Below are 19,907 nucleotides of genomic sequence, written 5' to 3' on the forward strand. Positions count from 1 at the left end.
GTATAACCGATTCCAATTAAAAAGTAAATATTCTGAACTTTAAAAATATATTACAAATTCGACAGCAGAATGAAATGTATAGAATGTTGGCTAAAAACAAAATCTATAAACAAAATGATTGAACCCCTCAAAAGGAGTGCGACAGCATGAAAAGAATTATTCTTATTACGATGATTGCCCTAATTGCCTTCATTCAGGCGAATGTAAGTTTTGCAGCCAATAAACCAGGAGATAAAGCAACTCCGAATAAGGTGAATATCCCGCCTTCCGTATTGAATATTGCAAAGGAGAATACGTATCCGAACCCGACTCAGGATCTTCCGATGCTGCAGCCGAGTAAGTTTGCCAAACAATTGATCGGCTCGTCGGATATAAAGATTGAAAATCCAGAACTCATTCATATGTTGAATGAATCAGCAATTGCAAAGGCTCCGCTTGCTTTTGGTTACAGGGCGACCATATACCTTGGTCATTGGGCATTGAATTATGAGTCTTCGGAAACGGCCCCAAACTGGGAATACCAAAAGATCAATATGAATTACTATGATAATCGCGGCGGTGAAGTTCCATACAGGATCCGTTACATCCAGGAGAGTCAGAAGGCAGTGAGCGGCGGTCTTACCGCGAAAATCCCTAAGGCAGAGGATGTTCAAAAGATGATGCTGTTAAAAGCCACAGAAAAAACCAATTTGCCATTGGCTTTCGAAACAATCATCGGAGCTGGTACGAAAAAAGATGAGGTATACAATGTTGCTTCAAATAGGATTGGTTACTTATCCAGTTATGCTTCTGCAGTCAATGAAAAAGGAAAGGTCACATATGGGGAAGTATATTTGAACCTAAAAGGAAATAAGCGAACCATAACGATCAAGAACATCACTTCTCAAGGCATCGGTGCATGGATACCGGTTCAGGACCATGTTTCCTTCAGCTTTACAGTCTCTCAGCAACCTAGGTAAAAAGAAAAACTCGCCGGATTGGCGAGTTTTTCTTTATATGGAAGACTTTCTGATCCTGAAGTCTTCCATCGGGTAGTATGCATTTTTGACGAGAACATTCGGGCCTAGACATTTGACTGCCGGGCAGTGGCAGTTCAATTCATTGGCCAGTTTCGAATTCATCCATGTGTCATACGATTCGGTCAATGGCGAATCAATGATATTTCCCAATGTAGGTGCGTCCCCGAAATCGGTCACGATCACTTCCCCAGTGAAAATATTGACGTTCAACCTGGAACGTCCATCAGGGTCATTTCGAACCGTCACTTTATGTGAACCATACAGGCGTTGAAGCAGCTCTATATCCTCTTTAGCGTTATTGCAAGGATAGAATGGCAGGGTACCAAAAAGCATCCATACATTTTCATCACGGATATCAAGCAAATGATGAATCGCTTCACGCATATTATCCAATGATAACGTTTCAAGTGCCGAAGCGAAATCGCTTGGATACATCGGATGAATTTCATGTCTTTGGCATCCCATTTCATCGACGATTTGTCTGTGAATATGCTCAAGATGCGGCAATGTGCGTTTATTAAGCATTGTTTCTGCAGAAACCAGCACACCAGCTTTTGTCAGGGCACGGGAATTTTCGATCATTTTATCAAATAACTTCTTTCGCTGTTCCCGTGATGGTTTTCGGTCCATCATGGCGAAGCCTATATCAATGAATTCATCGATCGTTCCCCAGTTATGGGAAATGTGCAGGACATCCAAATAAGGAATGATTTCCTCGTACCGTTCCAAGTCAAGGGTCAAATTGGAATTGATTTGTGTGCGGACCCCACGGCTACGGGCATATTTCAATAAAGGTAAAACATAATTCTTCACTTGTTTCCTAGATAGCATCGGTTCCCCGCCAGTGATGCTGAGCGAGCGAAGCAAAGGAATCTCATCAAGGCGCCGAATCAGTAATTCCAAAGGCAGAGCATCCGGATCCTTAGGTTGAAGTGTGTAACCGACAGCACAATGTTCGCAACGCATATTGCAAAGGGTGGTGGTAGTGAACTCCACATTGGTCAAGCAGAGTTTTCCATATTGTTCAACGTCCATATATGCTTCCCAAGGATCATACTTGGGTGTAATTGGTGTTAAAAGATATTGCTTGATTATTGACATGTTTAAAACTCCTTACGTAATAATGCACTAACCCATTATGAACAATGGGGACAAAAATTGTCAAATAGCGGAGAGCTGCATTTTAGCTTGCCATTGCACTTTCAAGCAGATTTCGTTACGATGAAAGAAGAACGGAAGGAGAGTGCCTCATGGGAAAATCCATTACAGGTAAAAACGAACAATTAACATACTTAAAAGAACGCCTCACGATGTTCATGGAGGTTCTTGATCATATCGAACCGGAAAATACTGAATTGGAAGATATAGACCGCTTAATCGGCATGATAGATGATTTGGAAGGCAAAGTTGAACAATTCAAAACCCACAAAGAATAATATCTGTTTCGATAGTATGATTTTTTCAATGTTAATATTCATGAAGGGATGACGAGCAACCTGCGTCTTCCCTTTTTTATATATAATGCTTGATTGCGTTCATCATAAATAGGTAAAGATTGGTGATGACATTTTACCCATGGGCTTATTCTTTGCGGCTTGAACATTCCTCTTCAAATTGCTTTTCATTAAGAAAAATAATTACTTGTTTTCGAAAGATTATGTTAGATGTATAATAAAACGGGTGTTGTATCATTCGCTCTTTATAGAGAAGCAGGGAAATGATTAAATCTAGGGGAAATAAGAGGGGGAAGAGAAATTTGGATATTCAAAAATTCCAAGAAAGTATGTACAGTCTTATCGTTGAAACTTCAACGAATCTTCCAAAGGATGTTCGTCGTGCGGTAAAAAGCGCAAAACAACGTGAAAATGCAGGCACTCGTTCAGCGTTGAGCTTGGCCACCATCACGAATAATATTACAATGGCTGACGATAATGTATCACCGATTTGTCAGGATACTGGTCTGCCGACTTTCAAAATTAAAACTCCAGTTGGCGTGAACCAACTTGAAATAAAAGACGCAATCCGTAATGCGATCATTTTAGCGACAAAAGGCGGAAAACTTCGTCCAAACGCAGTTGATTCTTTATCGGGTGAAAATAGCGGGGATAATCTTGGGGAAGGTCTTCCTGTCATGAAATTCGATCAATGGGAAAAAGACTACATTGATGTTCGTCTCATCTTAAAAGGAGGCGGCTGTGAAAATAAAAACATTCAATACAGTCTGCCTATGGAGCTTGAAGGATTGGGGAAAGCGGGCCGTGATTTGGACGGAATCCGTAAATGTGTCCTACACTCTGTCTACCAAGCACAAGGACAAGGATGCAGTGCCGGCTTTATCGGCGTTGGTATTGGAGGGGACCGTTCATCCGGATATGATCTGGCTAAGGCTCAACTTTTCCGCAGTAATGAAGATGTGAATCCGAATGAAGATCTTCGTAATCTTGAAGATTACATCATGAAGACAGCTAATGAATTGGGAATCGGCACGATGGGATTTGGCGGCGAAACCACATTGCTTGGATGTAAAATCGGTGTCATGCACCGTATTCCTGCAAGCTTTTTCGTCTCCGTTGCTTACAACTGCTGGGCTTTCCGCCGTTTAGGTGTGAAAGTGAATCCCGAAACAGGAGAAATCAATGAGTGGTTATACCAAGAAGGCGAGAAAATCGACTTTGCTCTAGAAGAAGAAAAAGCAGCGAAGGAAGAAGTGGCAGCCGCTGTAGAATCTGACGTTGAAGCTTCCCGTGAAATCACCCTACAAGCACCGATCACGGAAGAACAAATCCGTGAATTAAAAGTTGGTGACGTAGTTCATATTAACGGCAGAATATATACGGGCCGTGACGCTATCCATAAGCACTTATCTGAAAATCCTGCACCAATCGACCTAGACGGACAAGTCATTTATCACTGTGGACCAGTTATGCTGAAGGACGAAGAAGGAAAATGGCATGTGAAGGCTGCGGGACCAACAACAAGTATTCGTGAAGAACCATACCAAGGAGATATCATGAAACGATTCGGCATACGTGCAGTCATCGGTAAAGGCGGAATGGGACCGAAAACATTAGAAGCACTAAGTGAACATGGCGGCGTTTATCTAAACGCAATCGGCGGGGCTGCTCAATATTATGCAGACTGCATCAAATCCGTCGAAGGTGTTAACTTCACTGAATTTGGTATTCCAGAAGCAATGTGGCATTTGAACGTTGAAGGATTTACAGCAGTTGTTACCATGGATTCACATGGAAACAGCCTCCATAAAGATGTTCAGCAATCTTCATTGGAAAAATTGGCACAATTCAAAGAACCAGTATTTAAATAATGTATGGTAAAAGACGCTCACCAATCGGTAGAGCGTCTTTTGCATATCTTACTCACTCGTCGATTTTCGGAAGTGGGTCAATCCTCGATGAATCCTTTAAATTCAATCCACTTTTCACAAAATGAATAAACACTCCACCACCTAAACCAAGACAACCAACAAAGCCTAACGTGATAACCCATTCCAGCATTTCATTCCCCCCTTGATAAATGTATATGAAAAAAAAGGCGATAATTACCTCATAAAAGTACAATCTTTTGGAACGGCCGCACATATATTAGAAGAGAAAGGGGGGATTTTCATGCAGAATAGCTACTTCTTATTCTTTATCGCCATGTTATCCGGTTTTGCTTTCATCCACCTTCCTGTGGCAAACACTATTTTCTCCGGTCTTGAAACATTCCTAGACGTAATCGGAATTGTAATCGTTCTCATTTTCGCCATCACTATTATTTGGAAGGCTGCACAGGCGCTATTTAAAGGATAAACAAACAGAGGGGCCAATCCTTTTCGGAGGAAAGGCCTTTTTTTGTGTGGGGTTAAGGTTATAATTCAGCCTAGTGCAGCAGAAATCATCCTCCAACTGGATAAATCGACCTAAATCGGAACTAATTCGACCCACGGAGCGAAAAATCGACCTAAAGCGGAACTAATTCGACCCACGGAACAATAATTCAACCCAAGGGGAATTAATCCCCCACGGAGCGAGATTCGACCTTCACAATATCATGCATATAAATCTCTATGTTCCAAACACTAAGAAAAAAGAACATGGGGGATATTCTAATGAAAAAAAACGTGATTTTATCCGCTTTTATATGCTTGATATGCTCTTTGGCAAGTCCAGCTTTTGCAGAATCCTATAACTGGGGCTTCAATAAAGGGAAAAATGGGACACCTGCCGATGCTGGTAAAAACTTCAATGAGATGCTGCCTAAATATGAGGCGATTTATAAAGGGGATACAAAGAAAAAAGATATATACTTAACGTTTGATAACGGTTATGAAAATGGGTACACGGCGCAGATTCTGGATGTTCTGAAGAAACATAAGGCTCCTGGGGCTTTTTTCGTCACGGGTCATTATTTAAAAACGGCACCTGAGCTTGTTGTCCGTATGGCGAATGAAGGACATATCGTCGGGAATCATTCTTGGAACCATCCTGATATGACCAGTGTGACGGATAATGTAATTCGCACTGAACTGGAGAGGGTTAAAAAAGCGACGGAAAAATTAACCGGTCAACAGGGAATGAACTACCTTAGGCCGCCGCGTGGTATATTCAATGAGAGAACAATGAAAGTCGCACAAAAAGAAGGATATTACCACATTTTCTGGTCGCTTGCATATAAAGACTGGATTGTTGACCAACAAAAGGGTGCCGCGTTCGCTCACGATGAAGTGCTTAAGCAGATTCATCCCGGGGCGATATTATTACTGCATACCGTATCAAAAGATAATGCGGAAGCACTCGACTCGATTCTGACGGATCTTGAAAAACAGGGGTACAAATTCAGTAGCCTTGATGATTTAATGATTGAGAAACAATTGCCGAACCGAATGCTTTATTAAAATAAAAAGCGGGTCCTGTAATGATAATTCAGGTCCCGCTTTTATCCATTCTCTTCAATTTCAAGTAATATTCCTGGAAACATGCTATAATACGTGGAAAACTGCTAAAGGATGGATCGCTTGTGTGGACAGAAAAATTACAGGTTCAAGGACCCTATAATTTCGATCTTGTTCTCGAACGATTATCGTTAGACCCACTTCAGGTAGTTGATTTTACTAACAGGACGGTAAAAGTTCCGCTATATATAGAAAGAGAACCAATCGTTTTGCAGGTTCAGGCAATAGGAAATATCGATGAACCATCTTTCATCATCAAAGGTCATTCAGAGGTTTACAAGTCAAAAGCAATCGAACGGTTAAAAAAGGTTTTTCATTGGCATCAGCCATTAGAAGGCGTTTCCCGGCATTTCCGGGAATCAGATTTAAGGGGAATCTTCGAAGAGCACCGCGGTACAGCCATAGTCTTGGACTTCGATTACTACAGTTGCCTCGTCAAATGCATCATACATCAGCAATTGAATTTATCTTTTGCACATACGCTCACGGAACGATTCGTTAAAACATTCGGATACCAGATAGAAGGTGCCTGGTTTTATCCGACATCGGAAACAACCGCCCAACTTAAAATCGAGCAATTAAGAGCCATTCAATTCAGTGGCCGAAAAGCGGAATACGTCATCGGACTTTCCGAGCAAATCATTCAGGGCCATCTCAATCTTGATATAATGGACAAGTTATCCGATCAAGATGTTAAGGATACACTAATAAAAATACGCGGTATCGGTAGATGGACGGCTGAAAACTTCCTGCTTTTTGGACTCGGCCGACCGAATCTGTTTCCAAAAGCCGATATTGGCATTCAAAATGCCTTGAAAAAATTATATGGCTTACCGCAAAAGCCAACCCAAGAAGAAATGGAAACCTATAGTGTGAAATGGGCTCCATATCTAAGCTACGCTTCCCTCTATTTGTGGAGAAGCATTGAAAAACGGAGTGAAAAGAAATGACAAACATTCAAGATACAAAACTAGAAGTGGATCAAACGCTTCCCCTTACCATTAAACGGCTTGGCATTAACGGGGAGGGAGTCGGTTATTTCAAAAAGAAAGTCGTCTTCGTCCCAGGAGCATTACCAGGTGAAGAAATAGTAGCTTTAATAACAAAAGTACAGCCCAACTTTTCTGAAGCAAAAATAAAAACCATCCGGAAAGAATCACCGCACCGCATTGCAGCTCCATGTCCGGTTTATGCTGAATGCGGAGGATGTCAGTTACAGCATTTAAGCTATGACCAGCAGCTTATTGAAAAACGCGATATCGTCATTCAAGCAATGGAACGTCATACTAAATTCCCGCTTTCTTCATTAAATATAAAAGAAACGATCGGCATGGAAGATCCTTGGAACTACCGCAACAAAAGTCAGTACCAAGTCGGTCAGAAAGATGGCAAATTGATTGCCGGTCTTTACGGCTTAAACTCCCATAACTTGATCGATATTCCCAACTGTCTTGTACAGCACAAGGCTACTAATAAAGTAACACGTACGGTGAAGAAGATTCTAAAGAACCTGAATATCTCGATCTATAATGAAAGAAAGAGAAAAGGTGTGATCCGTACAGTCATTACAAGAGTCGGCTTTGAAACAGGCGAAGTACAGGTTGTCCTTGTTACAGGAGCGGAGGAAATTCCACAAAAAGATCAATTGCTTAAACAAATTCGTGACCAACTGCCGGAAGTGAAATCGGTCGTTCAAAATATTAATAATCAAAACACATCACTTATTTTTGGCGAAAAGACGATTCACCTTGCAGGCGAAAAAGTCATCAATGAAACATTGGGTGACCTATCATACGAACTATCGGCCCGTACTTTCTTCCAGCTTAATCCGGTCCAAACAGTACGCATGTATGACGAAGTGAAAAAAGCCGCAGCCCTAACCGGCACTGAAAAAGTCGTAGATGCTTATTGCGGTGTAGGCACTATCGGACTTTGGCTGTCTGAAAATGCAAAAGAGGTTCGCGGAATGGACGTCATCAAAGAATCCATTGAAGACGCCAAGAAAAATGCCATCAGGCACAAACGCACCAACATGCATTATGAAACAGGCAAAGCCGAGAATATCCTGCCACGCTGGACCAAAGAAGGCTGGAAACCGGACGTGCTGGTCGTCGATCCACCAAGATCCGGCTGTGACCAATCCTTACTGCAGACCATCTTGAAAGTTAAACCGAAAACCATAGTGTACGTATCTTGCAATCCGTCTACATTGGCGAAGGACCTTCAAGAATTGAGCGCATTATACGAAGTTGAATCCATGCAGCCTGTGGATATGTTCCCGCAGACGAGCCATGTGGAGTGTGTCTCGCAACTCATTTTAAAAGAAGGCAACTAACCCTATACGGGAGTTGCCTTTTCCTTATTCTATTTGTAACGGATTAACAAATTTATATTGAATATGAATATCGCCAGGATGTAAGAAGGTAGTTTTTCACAAATTATAAATGTCCAAATGTACTTGCGTTTGATAATAAGTTATTAAGCATGATATAAGTGTAAAAGAAGTGGAACATTTGGCTTTATATTTTTTGACCGAGAGTTTGAAGTTGTATCCATAGTGAGAGGATTTGAGTTTGAAATGATAGATAATTTTTGGCGTGATTTACCACGACCATTTTTTGTACTTGCACCAATGGAAGATGTGACAGATGTTGTTTTTCGCCACGTAGTAAGTGAAGCCGGTCGACCGGATGTATTTTTCACAGAGTTTACAAACTCGGATAGCTATTGTCATCCAGAGGGCATGAAAAGTGTACGTGGCCGTTTGATTTTTACAGAAGATGAACAGCCAATGGTGGCACATATTTGGGGGGACAATCCCGAATATTTCCGTCAAATGAGTATTGGCATGGCAGAGCTAGGATTTAAAGGCATCGATATTAATATGGGCTGCCCTGTACCGAATGTGGCATCGAGAGGGAAAGGTAGTGGCCTTATTCTGCGTCCAGACGTTGCGGCAGAACTTATTCAAGCAGCAAAAGCGGGCGGACTGCCTGTCAGCGTGAAAACACGACTTGGCTTTAAGGATGTAAATGAGTGGGAGGAGTGGCTAAAGCATATTTTAAAACAGGATGTTGCGAACCTTACTATTCATTTACGTACAAGAAAGGAAATGAGCCAAGTGGATGCGCATTGGGAGCTAATTCCGGAAATCAAAAAATTACGTGACCGTATCGCACCAAATACGCTAATAACAATCAATGGAGACATTCCTGACCGTCAAACTGGGCTGCAGCTTGCTGAACAATATGGTATTGATGGCGTTATGATCGGGCGGGGTATTTTTAAAAATCCTTTTGCTTTTGAAAAAGAGCCAAAAGAGCATAGCAGTAAAGAATACCTTGATCTTTTAAGACTGCAGCTTGATCTTCAAGATCAATATGCGGAAGTACTGCCACGTTCAATCACAGGGCTTCATCGCTTTTTCAAAATTTATGTCAAAGGATTCCGTGGAGCTGGTGAGTTAAGAAATCAATTAATGAACACGAAATCAACAGATGAAGTGCGTGCATTGCTTGATAACTTTGGAAAAGATTGTTGATGGGACGGGGACAGTGAAATGATGTAACTCTCAAAAAATTTGAGAAAAAATGAATCACATCAACTCTTGTGTGCTTATTTTATTCAGTTTCAAGTTCCTTTGCAGCCGGCAACTTTGGGTTTTGATAAAGTCTATTTTCTGAAAGAAAAAGGTCTTGAGAATGTAATAAGCCCACAAGCACCCTTGTGTTGCCACCTACACTCTGCACATGTGGAAGTAGTCACGAAACTGAAAAGAAAATAATAGGCAGATTGATCCGGGAATCCGTAAAGGGTTCCAGGATTTTCAGCTGCGTTTATTCCCATCCATTTGTGAAATAATGAAGGTACTGTGAAAAAAGAAAAATATACAGGAGGTCTATGAATGCATAATCATGATATATTAATTCGATTAAGATATGCGCTGGATATAAAAAATAAAGATATGGTAGAGATATTTAAACTCGGGGATATTGAAGTGACAAGAGAAGAAGTCATGCAGATGCTCACAAAGCCGAAAGACGGTTTCTATGATGAATATGACGAAGATGATATGGATGATGAATGTATAAAATGTAACAATACGATGTTGGAGTCCTTTTTAAATGGCTTGATCATTTTTAAAAGAGGGAAACAAGAACCAAAACCCGGCCAGCCAGTAAACCCGGCACCTACTGCAAAGATTAAGGAAAGCATGAATAATATTCTGCTAAAGAAAATGAAAATCGCGCTGACATTAACAAGCGAGGATATGATTGATATCTTGGAAGAAGCAGGAGTCATGATAACCAAAGGAGAATTAAGTGCCATTTTAAGAAAAGTTGGTCATAGAAATTATAAAGAGTGCGGGGATAAATTCGCCAGGAATTTCTTAAAAGGGTTAGCTTTGAGATATAGGGGATAAGGGTTCAGTAATAGCAGCTATATTAAAAAAAATGCACATTATGATAATTTCGCCTTGATTTCGTGAAAATACATTTCCGATTTCGGGGTCTTTTTCGTTTGTTTAAACATATAAGAAGTGTGGAATCGTATAAAAATCGAAGGTGCCCATAAGGCACCTCCTCACATTCATGCCGAATTCCTGTATGAGTTAATACACTGTTGTATGTCTGTTTTCAAAATAACTGGGTGTCTATTCTATAAGTTGGCTTTATAAAGTTGTGTATAATGTGTGGACAAAGAAAGAAAGTAGGAATTAATCACATCGCTCATACCTATTAAATCCGTTCACTTGATTTTCCCTTTGGATAATATGGTAGAGAATAATAGCTTGTACGTATTTCTCATTTCATCATTAAATGGTAGTCGCCTATTGCATTTCAGCCTCAACCACATAGTTTAATAATAAAAGGTTGAACGAGGTGCAGAAATGGATGATAACAAAAAAGTGATAACCATTTTAGGAAGTGCGGGAGGGGCCGCAAAATCAATACTTTCCATATTGAATAAATCAGTTATTGATAAAAGGGATCCAATCCATCATTTTATTTCCAGTTGTACTTTACATTTAATCGATATTAAACAAAAAGAAGAAAAATATTATCATGAATTATTTCCACAGCTAAAAAATCACTTTGTATTCCATCAACTTGATTTAAAAGATACAAAGAGGTTTACTAAGCATCTTGAATGCACAAAAACATTTTGTGTAATAGATCTATCACGGGCGGATACGGTTGAAACTCTAGATTGCTGTAATGCATTAGGTGTTAATTATGTTAATTCAGCTATAGAAAAAACAACGATTGACGATAAGGAAGAATTATCTCATGGATTTCCTTTAATTGAACGAATCAGGCATTTTGAAAAGTATAAAGATCAATTTTCAAATTCAACAGCCATCATTGGTTCGGGAATGAATCCAGGGGTGGTTCAATGGATGGCCGTTGAGCTGTTAAAGAAAGATTCAGGAGAACGTCCACTTGGCTGTTATATTGTAGAGCATGACAATTATTTTTTTAAGGACAAGGCGAAGGCAAAAAAGGACGTCATTTACACAACCTGGTCTCCCGAGGGCTTTCTGGACGAGGCTATTTCAAGCTATCCGATGTTTATGAACCACCATACACCGCTCTTTTTATATGAAAATGTTTATGATGTCGAATTTAAAGTCACTTTAGGGGACAAGCAGTTTTACGGTTGTTTAATGCCTCATGAAGAAGTATATTCTTTGGGCAAATTGTATGATATGGAAGGCGGCTTTTTATATAAGGTAAATGACCATACGACGGAGTTAATCCGCTCAAAACTGGATGACGTTGATCAATTATGGGACCATGAAATGAAGGTTCTCGATCCGCTTGAAGACGAACTTGAAGGGGAAGATCTAGTTGGTGTCCTTATTGTTTATCAAGAAAAGGAGCATTATATGTACAATGTATTAGAGAATGGCGAAATCTTTTCCAAATACAAAACCAATGCAACGTACTTTCAAGTGGCCTGCGGTATATATGCTGCCTTATCGGTGCTGCTAATGGATCGAATCCCCAAAGGAGTTTACTATGTGGATGAGTTATTGTTAAAAACCAATAATCATTATGGTCAATATTTGACCTATTATATGACGAATTTTGTAATAGGGGAAAATAAACATTCAGATGGTCCTTTACTTCACCGGATGAAAAGGGTGAACCCATAATGTACATTTGAAGTCGTCATCAATGAAAGGGACTGGCTTCAATTTTTCAATTTAATAAAGTTGTGCACAAGGTGTGGATAAAGGAAGGGGGAAATAGGGGAAATCCTTATTCTTCAGACTTTTCTCCTGATTATGTGCATAACTTTTTTTTTTGGATGAACTAAAGGGTCCGTTTAGTCAAAGGATGAATGGACCCTATGTGTTGTAATGAACTCTAACTGTCCATTAGAGCAAAAACAGATAAAAGAGGATAATTAATCCCGCTAAGTTTACTTGCATTTATTTTCTTCTTCATCAGATTTTTGGACGATTTCTTTTATTTCTCCTATGTCACCTTTTGCATTGATGATTTCAAAGATCTCATTTAAGCCTTCTGAGGTTTTTTCATCTTCTGTTTTCACTATATCCCTCCTTTTTTATGGTTATTTGTTAAAGTCTCCAAAAGCCAGAAGATAAAACATATGTCTCCTTGGAAAATTGATGCTATTCTCTTCGTATTTCCAGCGATTTGAACGACTTTTTTAGCGGTTGTTATTGTAAAACTACAAAAATTCCGATTTTTTTGTCCACACAATATGGACAACATTGAAAATTTCTATTATTATGAGTGTTATAACTATTAGTATAAAAGGATTTAGGTTACTTCCTAGTGTATTTTTAGAGTGGACACATGTATTTTTAGAAAAAATAGTCAAATTCAATAAACTTGAAATAGGGGTAAAACATATAAAATTCCTGCATTTATTCCAAACATCAATGAGGGGGTATATTAAATGTCAAGTGAAATATTAAATCGATTTTTGAAAGAAAATTTGGAAGATTTAAAAGATAAAGGACTTTACAACGTTATTGATCCGGTAGAAGGTCCAAACGGTCCGGTAATCACCATTGCGGGCAGAGAATTAATTAATTTATCATCAAATAACTATTTAGGTTTAGCAACAGATCGACGATTGATAGAGGCTTGCATAGAAGCAACGAAAACATATGGAGTCGGAGCCGGTGCCGTTCGTACGATCAACGGAACATTAGATATTCATGTTAAATTAGAAGAAAAGCTTGCTGAATTTAAACATACAGAAGCGGCCATTGCTTATCAATCGGGCTTTAATTGTAATATGGCTGCCATTTCAGGAGTGATGGATAAACATGATGCCATTCTTTCAGATGAACTGAATCATGCATCCATCATTGATGGATGTCGATTATCTAAAGCAAAGATTATTCCATTTGTCCATTCCGACATGGACGATTTACGAACAAAAGCGCGTCAAGCAAAAGAGTCCGGATTATTCAACAAAGTCATGATTATTACCGATGGAGTTTTCTCGATGGATGGGGATATTGCCAAGCTTCCTGAAATTGTGGAGATTGCAGAAGAGTTTGATTTAATTACTTATGTTGATGATGCACACGGTTCGGGGGTACTAGGCAATGGTGCAGGAACGGTAAAGCATTTCGGGTTATCGGATAGAGTGGATTTTCAAATTGGAACATTATCCAAAGCCATTGGTGTTGTAGGAGGCTATGTAGCAGGAAAGAAAGATTTAATTGATTGGTTAAAAGTGAGAAGCCGTCCATTTTTATTTTCAACGGCTGTCACACCGGGAGCAGTTGCAGCTAGTATAGAAGCCATTGATATTTTGATGACAAGCTCAGATCTTCAAAATAAGCTGTGGGAAAACAGTGATTACTTGAAAAAAGGCCTAAAAGAATTAGGGTTTGATATCGGAGCGAGCGAAACACCGATTACGCCTTGCATTATAGGTGATGAAGCAAAAACGCAGCAATTCTCAAAGAGGCTGAATGAAGAAGGCGTATATGCTAAATCCATCGTATTTCCTACCGTTCCAAAAGGAACAGGAAGAGTGCGGAATATGCCCACTGCTGCTCATACAAAAGAGATGCTGGATCGTGCATTAGCGATTTATGAAAAAGTAGGAAAAGAAATGTCGATCATTTAAGAACATTGCATGCTGTAAAGAGAAAAAGGGGAGGGATTTTTGATGAAAAAGGTCTTAGTAACGGGTGCTTTAGGTCAAATTGGTTCAGAACTGACGCTGAAAATGAGAGAGATCTATGGATCTGACAATATCATTGCAACAGATATTCGAAAAACGGACAGCGATGTTGCCCAATCAGGCCCATTTGAGATTTTAGATGTTACAGATGAAAAAGCGATGTTTAAGATGGCAAAAAAGCATGAAGTGGATACGATTATACATTTAGCTGCTTTATTGTCAGCAACAGCTGAAAAGAAGCCTCTTTTAGCTTGGCATTTAAACATGGGCGGATTGGTCAATGCTTTGGAATCGGCACGAGAACTTGATTGCCAGTTATTCACACCTAGTTCTATTGGTGCGTTTGGTCCATCGACTCCTAAAGATTGGACACCGCAAGACAGCATTCAACGGCCGAATACGATGTACGGAGTGAATAAGGTATCCGGGGAGTTATTATGTGATTATTACCATCATAAATTTGGGGTTGATACGAGAGGTCTTCGATTCCCGGGATTGATTTCGTATGTTACACCTCCTGGCGGTGGAACTACCGACTATGCAGTTGAAATTTACTATGAAGCGATTAAAAACAAGCGATATACTTCTTACATTGATAAGGGAACGTATATGGATATGATGTATATGCCTGACGCTTTAGCTGCCATCATTACGCTAATGGAGGCAGATGCTTCAAAATTAAAACATCGGAATTCTTTCAATGTGTCTGCCATGAGCTTTGATCCGGAGCAAATTGCAGCCGAGATTAAAAGGCATATTCCGGAATTTGTCATGAATTATGACGTCGATCCTGTAAGACAATCCATTGCCGATAGCTGGCCAAATACAATAGATTCAACTTGTGCAAAGGAAGAGTGGGGATTTAAGGCGGAATATGATTTGGAGAAAATGACGAATGACATGTTGGTGAAACTGAAATTAAGGTCACTTTTAGTAACCGCATAAATAAACCTGCTTGCCGAATAAAAGAGTTGTAATACTCTTTTATTCGAGTTTCTTAATTCAGATGAATTTTAAACGTTTAAAGGATGCACTTTCAATAACCAATGAAAAGTAAGCGCTTTCTATAAGGCGTAATTGAACAACCTCGTATTAATTATCCGGAAATAGGTTGATTAGGATAAAGCTATGCTTCTAAGTTCATATGATACTTAATAACTAGAAATTCATGTTTACAAGAACCTTTCTAACTGTCAGGAATGCTTAAATTAAAAGTGAAGAATGATTTTAAGAGGCAGCTTTAAGATAGATTTAAAAGAGTGGGAGCCTGCTATATCATTTCTATACTAAATAGGGAGAGCATTAAGCATCTTGCATCAAATTTCGACTATTAGTAGTGTAGGGGGAAATGGAATGGCAAACAAAGATTTGAATAGGGACTTGAAAGGCCGTCATATTCAGATGATCGCTTTGGGCGGTACGATTGGTGTTGGTCTTTTCATGGGTTCAGCCAGCACAATCCAATGGACAGGTCCGTCTGTAATGTTAGCTTATGCAATCTCAGGGATTTTTATATTTTTGATTATGCGTGCCATGGGGGAAATGCTGTATTTAGAGCCAAGTACAGGTTCATTTGCAACATTTGGTTATAAGTACATTCATCCATTGGCAGGGTATATGACTGCTTGGAGTAACTGGTTCCAGTGGGTTATTGTCGGGATGGCAGAAATTATTGCAGTTGGAACGTACATGCAGTATTGGTACCCGGATCTCCCTGCTTGGATTCCAGGCTTAATCGCAATGGTCATTCTTGGGGCAGCAAACTTAATTTCCGTTAAGTCCTTTGGTGAAATTGAATTTTGGTTTGCACTGATAAAAATCATAACGATTATATTAATGATCGTTGCAGGATTTGGACTTATTTTCTTTGGCATCGGTAACGGGGGAGAAGCATTAGGGTTATCAAATCTTTGGGAACATGGTGGTTTATTTACAGGTGGTTGGAAGGGTTTCTTCTTTGCACTATCACTAGTTGTTGCTGCTTATCAAGGTGTAGAACTAATAGGGATTACAGCTGGTGAAGCAAAAGATCCGCAAAAAACGATAACCAAAGCGATTCAAAGTACCATTTGGCGTATTTTAATTTTCTATATCGGTGCGATTTTCATTATTGTAACCGTTTACCCTTGGGATCAATTAAGTGCGATTGGCAGTCCATTTGTTGCCACTTTTGCGAAAGTTGGTATCACGGCAGCAGCTGGAATCATTAATTTTGTCGTAATCACGGCTGCTATGTCTGGCTGCAATAGTGGTATTTACAGTGCAGGACGCATGCTTTACACATTAGGGATGAATGGCCAAGCGCCAAAATTCTTTGCGAAAGTATCTAATAGCGGTGTCCCTTTATTCGGAACGTTCGGCGTGATAGTCGGGTTAGCAATTGGGGTTGTTTTAAGTTATATTGCACCAGAAAATTTATTTGTGCATGTATACAGTGCGAGCGTACTTCCTGGTATGATTCCGTGGTTTGTCATTCTGATCAGTCAAATTCAATTCAGAAAAGTAAAAAAAGCTGAAATGGATAATCATCCATTCAAAATGCCTTTTGCACCTGTTACAAACTACCTGACCATCGCTTTCTTGATTATGGTATTAATAGGTATGTGGTTTAATGATGACACACGTATATCACTTATGGTTGGAATAGGTTTTCTGGCTATCGTTGTAATTAGTTATTTCGCTTTTGGAATAGGTAAGCGTGTACAAGCCGATGTTCAGACAGATCCTCAGACAGAAGATAAAGTGATTAATTTATAATTCACTTTGGATATTTCTAAGTGAGACGATTGTTTTTCATGCATTTTTAATGATTGAAGATAAGAAAATCTAAATAGTCTGATGCTTAACTCAAAATAAGGGCTGCTGCTGCAGCCCTTTTCTAATGCATTAAAGGGGCAGGTTAATTACATTAGAAAGTGAGAAGCACATTAGACACATTTTGTAGCATATTAAGTAGGTTGTTATTTTTGCTCTGTTCTTTTATATTTATGGAGCAAACCATTTATGAACAACTATTCGATATTCATTTTTTAATATTCTAGTTTTACCGGATAATAGGTCTTGGTAAACCGTTGATTGATTGCAATCGATATACTAGCTTTATCGATATACTTATTGTCAGCTTGGATGGTCCTTTTCGATTTTTAAATATGATTTTACTTTTACGATGGCCAATGTTTAGTTACTTATTCATAGTTTTTTTGACTAGTGAAATAGTATCCTAGTTCAATTAACTGGTGTGCCGGCTTAAAATCTGAGCGGGTCTTAAGGCAACTTTTTCTTTCTTCATAAGTGAGTTTAGTTGCATTACATAACATCATGAACGTGGCGAATACATATCCACTAATACTTAGCGTGATATACCTATGATGTTAGTGCTTTTAAGTATTCCATTGAAAAGTTGGCAGAAGATAGAAGGCAAAAAAGTGAGAAAAGGAGACAGAAAAAATGACAACTTCAAAGAAAATTTTAAGGACTTGCAACAAAGGACACAAATACTATAAATCCAGCGACTGTCCGATCTGCCCTATTTGTGAGCAAGAACGGAAACCTGACAATGGATTTCTTTCACTGCTCTCGGCACCAGCCAGACGGGCATTGGAAAACAATGGGGTAACTTCATTGCAACAGCTATCAACATATAGTGAAAAAGAGATTTTGAAATTTCACGGTATGGGACCAGCTTCTTTGCCTAAACTTAGGACTGCTTTGCAGACAAATGGGTTATCATTCAAAAATTAACCACCAAGAAAGGAATGCATTTTATGTCTCCTAGAGCATATTTCATTCAATTTCTTTCGCAAGTCACAGGGGGATTTACGTCAATAAGGGATTAGGAATCGATTATTCCTGAATTTCTATGGGCACCATCCTTGTTAAACTGAAAGTAACTCTAAAAAGTGAGGTAACGAAAAGCATGAGTTCCTATACTCCCTATTTTGAATTCAATAGAAAAAAGTGGGCATCTTTACGAAACCATACTCCCCTTCCTTTAAATGAAGAAGAATTGGATGACTTAAAAGGAATAAATGAAGAAATATCTATTCAGGAAGTAGAAGAGATTTATTTGCCCTTGACTCGTTTAATTAATTTATATGTCGAAGCTTCTCAGCAACTTAACACTGCTACTTCTTCATTTCTAAAAACAAATGCTAAAAAAGTACCCTATATCATTGGAATTGCAGGGAGTGTTGCTGTAGGAAAGAGTACGACAGCAAGGTTACTTCAGACATTATTATCTAGATGGGATAATCATAGAAACGTAGGCCTGGTCACAACAGATGGTTTTTTGTATTCAAATGCCTCTTTAGAAGAAAAAGGATTGATGAAAAGAAAAGGGTTTCCTGAAAGTTATGATACTCAAAAATTAATTAATCTTATCGGTGATGTAAAAGCAGGGAAAAATAAAGTGGAAGTTCCAATTTACTCACATTTAACGTACGATATTTTGTCAAATGAAGTACAAACTATCTGTAATCCAGATATTTTAATAGTGGAAGGTGTTAATGTTCTTCAAGTTGACAAAGAAAATCAAGTATTCGTCAGTGACTTTTTTGATTTTTCACTCTATGTTGATGCAAACGTAGTTGACATAGAAAGGTGGTATGTTGAAAGGTTTCTTCTACTTCAAAAGACTGCATTTCAACGTCCCGAATCCTATTTTCATCGTTATACTAACTTGTCTAAAGAAAATGCTATTGAACAAGCGACTCAAATTTGGGAAGAAATAAATTTGAAAAATTTACATGAAAATATACTGCCGACAAAAGGACGGGCCAATCTAGTTTTAAAAAAAGGATCAGATCATAAAGTTGAAAATATCTATTTACGAAAATGATATGGCTATTAATAACGGATTAAGAATGAGGTAAGACTTTAATACTTCTAAATATAACCAATCTATTTCCAAATTGTATAAAAGGAAGCAGGGAGGTTTTGTATTTGTTTTGAAGTCAAGGAGGGTGATGGAACAATGTCGAAATCTGTAAAGTTGTATCATTTAAGCAAAAAAGTACATAAATGGTCAGGATTAATTTTATCTGTTTTTTTTATGTTCATAGCAGTCACAGGCCTCTTGCTTGTTTATATGATACCACTGGGAGTGGCTGATGAGTTAAGGACGGGAAAAGGAGGCGAGTCCAAGTCAATCGATACCTATGGACAGGGTCGTGTCCATTGCTACGTCTCAGGGGCTTCCAAATGTAGACTCGGTTGAAGATATATTTAGAATTGAATATAGACCAAGTGCAAATGTTTACCAGGTTCGCTTTAACAATAGTCAAGGTGTTCAAATCGATGCGAGTACGGGAAAAGTATTATCTACAAACCCGGATTACTCAACTTTCCTCATTACTTTGCATGATGGATCCTTCTTTGGTAATTGGTATAGATACAGTATCCTCACAATAACAGGTCTATCTTTAATACTGCTGTCATTTTCAGGGTATTATATGTTTGGCTTTCCCCTTTATAAGCGTCGAATGGCGAAAAAAAAAGCAAGAGATTTGGAGGTTTAATCGTATGAAAAAGCTTTTCCATTCAATCTAACCATTCCTACTCACCTAGCTTTTAGTAGGAATTGGAGCATATCATGCTGTAAGAGTAACTGGCAATATTTTAGAAGATGGAAAAGCCAACAATACAATTTCGGTTCAAACCATACGTTTTGGGGGCACGATACAAATCAATCGTAACTGGAAACTCAGAAATTGAATGGGTGTGAAATGTAAATACGCCAAAACACTTCCAAATGG

Annotated in this window: 19 protein-coding genes; 16 read left to right on the forward strand and 3 right to left on the reverse strand. The window is 38.9% G+C overall.

The window, feature by feature from the left end; translation table 11 throughout:
* The first annotated feature begins 146 nt into the window (after positions 1–146).
* Complete coding sequence (locus UP17_RS02760) at positions 147–959, forward strand: YfkD famly protein (RefSeq protein ID WP_061461519.1); 813 nt, start codon at positions 147–149, stop codon at positions 957–959.
* 33 nt (positions 960–992) lie between these two features.
* Here UP17_RS02760 and yfkAB read toward each other — a convergent pair whose 3' ends face one another.
* On the reverse strand, positions 993–2,120 hold the full coding sequence (yfkAB, locus tag UP17_RS02765) for a radical SAM/CxCxxxxC motif protein YfkAB (RefSeq protein WP_061461521.1): 1,128 nt from the start codon (positions 2,118–2,120) through the stop codon (positions 993–995).
* A 149-nt stretch (positions 2,121–2,269) separates the two neighbouring features.
* Here yfkAB and UP17_RS02770 point away from each other — a divergent pair, with 149 nt between their 5' ends.
* Both UP17_RS02770 and UP17_RS02775 read left to right on the forward strand, forming a co-directional pair.
* Positions 2,270–2,455: an SE1561 family protein gene (locus UP17_RS02770; RefSeq protein WP_061461523.1), complete on the forward strand. Its 186-nt coding sequence runs from the start codon at positions 2,270–2,272 to the stop codon at positions 2,453–2,455.
* Positions 2,456–2,775: 320 nt separating this feature from the next.
* Entirely contained in the window at positions 2,776–4,344 is a 1,569-nt protein-coding gene (locus tag UP17_RS02775) for a fumarate hydratase (protein WP_061461525.1), read from the forward strand.
* A 52-nt stretch (positions 4,345–4,396) separates the two neighbouring features.
* On the opposite strand, the gene UP17_RS28175 is transcribed toward UP17_RS02775, so the two are convergent.
* Positions 4,397–4,534 carry a hypothetical protein gene (locus tag UP17_RS28175; protein WP_167555963.1) on the reverse strand — a complete coding sequence of 46 codons (138 nt, stop codon included), beginning with the start codon at positions 4,532–4,534 and terminating at the stop codon, positions 4,397–4,399.
* Between the two features lie 111 nt (positions 4,535–4,645).
* Between UP17_RS28175 and UP17_RS02780 the strand changes: the two genes are divergently transcribed.
* The 7 genes from UP17_RS02780 (at position 4,646) to UP17_RS02810 (ending at position 12,133) form a co-directional block, all read left to right on the forward strand.
* On the forward strand, positions 4,646–4,831 hold the full coding sequence (locus tag UP17_RS02780; RefSeq protein WP_061461527.1) for a hypothetical protein: 186 nt from the start codon (positions 4,646–4,648) through the stop codon (positions 4,829–4,831).
* Positions 4,832–5,130: 299 nt separating this feature from the next.
* Positions 5,131–5,916, forward strand: coding sequence for a delta-lactam-biosynthetic de-N-acetylase (gene pdaA / locus UP17_RS02785; RefSeq protein ID WP_061461529.1), 786 nt, complete (start codon positions 5,131–5,133; stop codon positions 5,914–5,916).
* 122 nt (positions 5,917–6,038) lie between these two features.
* Positions 6,039–6,923, forward strand: a complete 885-nt coding sequence (locus tag UP17_RS02790) for a DNA-3-methyladenine glycosylase family protein (protein ID WP_061461531.1) — start codon at positions 6,039–6,041, stop codon at positions 6,921–6,923.
* Positions 6,920–8,308 (forward strand): 23S rRNA (uracil(1939)-C(5))-methyltransferase RlmD, encoded by a 1,389-nt coding sequence (gene rlmD / locus UP17_RS02795; protein ID WP_061461533.1) that lies wholly within the window; start codon positions 6,920–6,922, stop codon positions 8,306–8,308. The genes UP17_RS02790 and rlmD overlap by 4 nt, the downstream gene beginning before the upstream one ends.
* A 222-nt stretch (positions 8,309–8,530) precedes the next feature.
* Positions 8,531–9,514: a tRNA dihydrouridine synthase gene (locus UP17_RS02800; RefSeq protein WP_208857040.1), complete on the forward strand. Its 984-nt coding sequence runs from the start codon at positions 8,531–8,533 to the stop codon at positions 9,512–9,514.
* Between the two features lie 363 nt (positions 9,515–9,877).
* Positions 9,878–10,396, forward strand: coding sequence for a YehS family protein (locus UP17_RS02805; protein ID WP_061461537.1), 519 nt, complete (start codon positions 9,878–9,880; stop codon positions 10,394–10,396).
* A gap of 468 nt (positions 10,397–10,864) precedes the next feature.
* On the forward strand, positions 10,865–12,133 hold the full coding sequence (locus tag UP17_RS02810; RefSeq protein WP_061461539.1) for an S-adenosylmethionine decarboxylase related protein: 1,269 nt from the start codon (positions 10,865–10,867) through the stop codon (positions 12,131–12,133).
* Between the two features lie 269 nt (positions 12,134–12,402).
* Here UP17_RS02810 and UP17_RS29135 read toward each other — a convergent pair whose 3' ends face one another.
* The gene (locus UP17_RS29135; protein ID WP_284149555.1) at positions 12,403–12,534 is read right to left on the reverse strand and encodes a hypothetical protein; all 132 of its coding nucleotides are present in this window, start codon (positions 12,532–12,534) and stop codon (positions 12,403–12,405) included.
* A gap of 372 nt (positions 12,535–12,906) precedes the next feature.
* Here UP17_RS29135 and UP17_RS02815 point away from each other — a divergent pair, with 372 nt between their 5' ends.
* The 6 genes from UP17_RS02815 to UP17_RS02840 all read left to right on the forward strand — a co-directional run bounded on the left by UP17_RS02815 (position 12,907) and on the right by UP17_RS02840 (position 19,369).
* Positions 12,907–14,097 carry a glycine C-acetyltransferase gene (locus UP17_RS02815; protein WP_061461541.1) on the forward strand — a complete coding sequence of 397 codons (1,191 nt, stop codon included), beginning with the start codon at positions 12,907–12,909 and terminating at the stop codon, positions 14,095–14,097.
* Positions 14,098–14,139: 42 nt separating this feature from the next.
* A complete protein-coding gene (locus UP17_RS02820; RefSeq protein WP_061461543.1) occupies positions 14,140–15,099 on the forward strand; it encodes an L-threonine 3-dehydrogenase in 960 nt (319 codons plus the stop codon).
* 408 nt (positions 15,100–15,507) lie between these two features.
* Positions 15,508–16,911, forward strand: coding sequence for an amino acid permease (locus UP17_RS02825; RefSeq protein ID WP_061461545.1), 1,404 nt, complete (start codon positions 15,508–15,510; stop codon positions 16,909–16,911).
* Between the two features lie 690 nt (positions 16,912–17,601).
* On the forward strand, positions 17,602–17,895 hold the full coding sequence (locus UP17_RS02830) for an RNA polymerase alpha subunit C-terminal domain-containing protein (protein ID WP_061461547.1): 294 nt from the start codon (positions 17,602–17,604) through the stop codon (positions 17,893–17,895).
* Positions 17,896–18,070: 175 nt separating this feature from the next.
* Positions 18,071–18,991, forward strand: a complete 921-nt coding sequence (gene coaA, locus UP17_RS02835; RefSeq protein ID WP_061465949.1) for a type I pantothenate kinase — start codon at positions 18,071–18,073, stop codon at positions 18,989–18,991.
* 135 nt (positions 18,992–19,126) lie between these two features.
* On the forward strand, positions 19,127–19,369 hold the full coding sequence (locus tag UP17_RS02840; protein ID WP_061461549.1) for a PepSY domain-containing protein: 243 nt from the start codon (positions 19,127–19,129) through the stop codon (positions 19,367–19,369).
* Positions 19,370–19,907: the final 538 nt, after the last annotated feature.

Source organism: Peribacillus simplex, assembly GCF_001578185.1.
Taxonomy (GTDB): Bacteria; Bacillota; Bacilli; order Bacillales; family DSM-1321; genus Peribacillus; species Peribacillus simplex_A.

Excerpts from the sequence above, each read along its gene's own strand:
- UP17_RS02810 (WP_061461539.1), top strand. The coding sequence starts at position 10,865 with ATGGATGATAACAAAAAAGTGATAACCATTTTAGGAAGTGCGGGAGGG.
- UP17_RS02805 (WP_061461537.1), top strand. The coding sequence starts at position 9,878 with ATGCATAATCATGATATATTAATTCGATTAAGATATGCGCTGGATATA.
- UP17_RS02815 (WP_061461541.1), top strand. The coding sequence starts at position 12,907 with ATGTCAAGTGAAATATTAAATCGATTTTTGAAAGAAAATTTGGAAGAT.
- UP17_RS28175 (WP_167555963.1), bottom strand. The coding sequence starts at position 4,534 with ATGCTGGAATGGGTTATCACGTTAGGCTTTGTTGGTTGTCTTGGTTTA.
- UP17_RS02840 (WP_061461549.1), top strand. The coding sequence starts at position 19,127 with ATGTCGAAATCTGTAAAGTTGTATCATTTAAGCAAAAAAGTACATAAA.
- UP17_RS02825 (WP_061461545.1), top strand. The coding sequence starts at position 15,508 with ATGGCAAACAAAGATTTGAATAGGGACTTGAAAGGCCGTCATATTCAG.
- UP17_RS02830 (WP_061461547.1), top strand. The coding sequence starts at position 17,602 with ATGACAACTTCAAAGAAAATTTTAAGGACTTGCAACAAAGGACACAAA.
- UP17_RS02760 (WP_061461519.1), top strand. The coding sequence starts at position 147 with ATGAAAAGAATTATTCTTATTACGATGATTGCCCTAATTGCCTTCATT.
- yfkAB (WP_061461521.1), bottom strand. The coding sequence starts at position 2,120 with ATGTCAATAATCAAGCAATATCTTTTAACACCAATTACACCCAAGTAT.
- UP17_RS02770 (WP_061461523.1), top strand. The coding sequence starts at position 2,270 with ATGGGAAAATCCATTACAGGTAAAAACGAACAATTAACATACTTAAAA.
- pdaA (WP_061461529.1), top strand. The coding sequence starts at position 5,131 with ATGAAAAAAAACGTGATTTTATCCGCTTTTATATGCTTGATATGCTCT.
- UP17_RS02820 (WP_061461543.1), top strand. The coding sequence starts at position 14,140 with ATGAAAAAGGTCTTAGTAACGGGTGCTTTAGGTCAAATTGGTTCAGAA.
- rlmD (WP_061461533.1), top strand. The coding sequence starts at position 6,920 with ATGACAAACATTCAAGATACAAAACTAGAAGTGGATCAAACGCTTCCC.
- UP17_RS02780 (WP_061461527.1), top strand. The coding sequence starts at position 4,646 with ATGCAGAATAGCTACTTCTTATTCTTTATCGCCATGTTATCCGGTTTT.
- coaA (WP_061465949.1), top strand. The coding sequence starts at position 18,071 with ATGAGTTCCTATACTCCCTATTTTGAATTCAATAGAAAAAAGTGGGCA.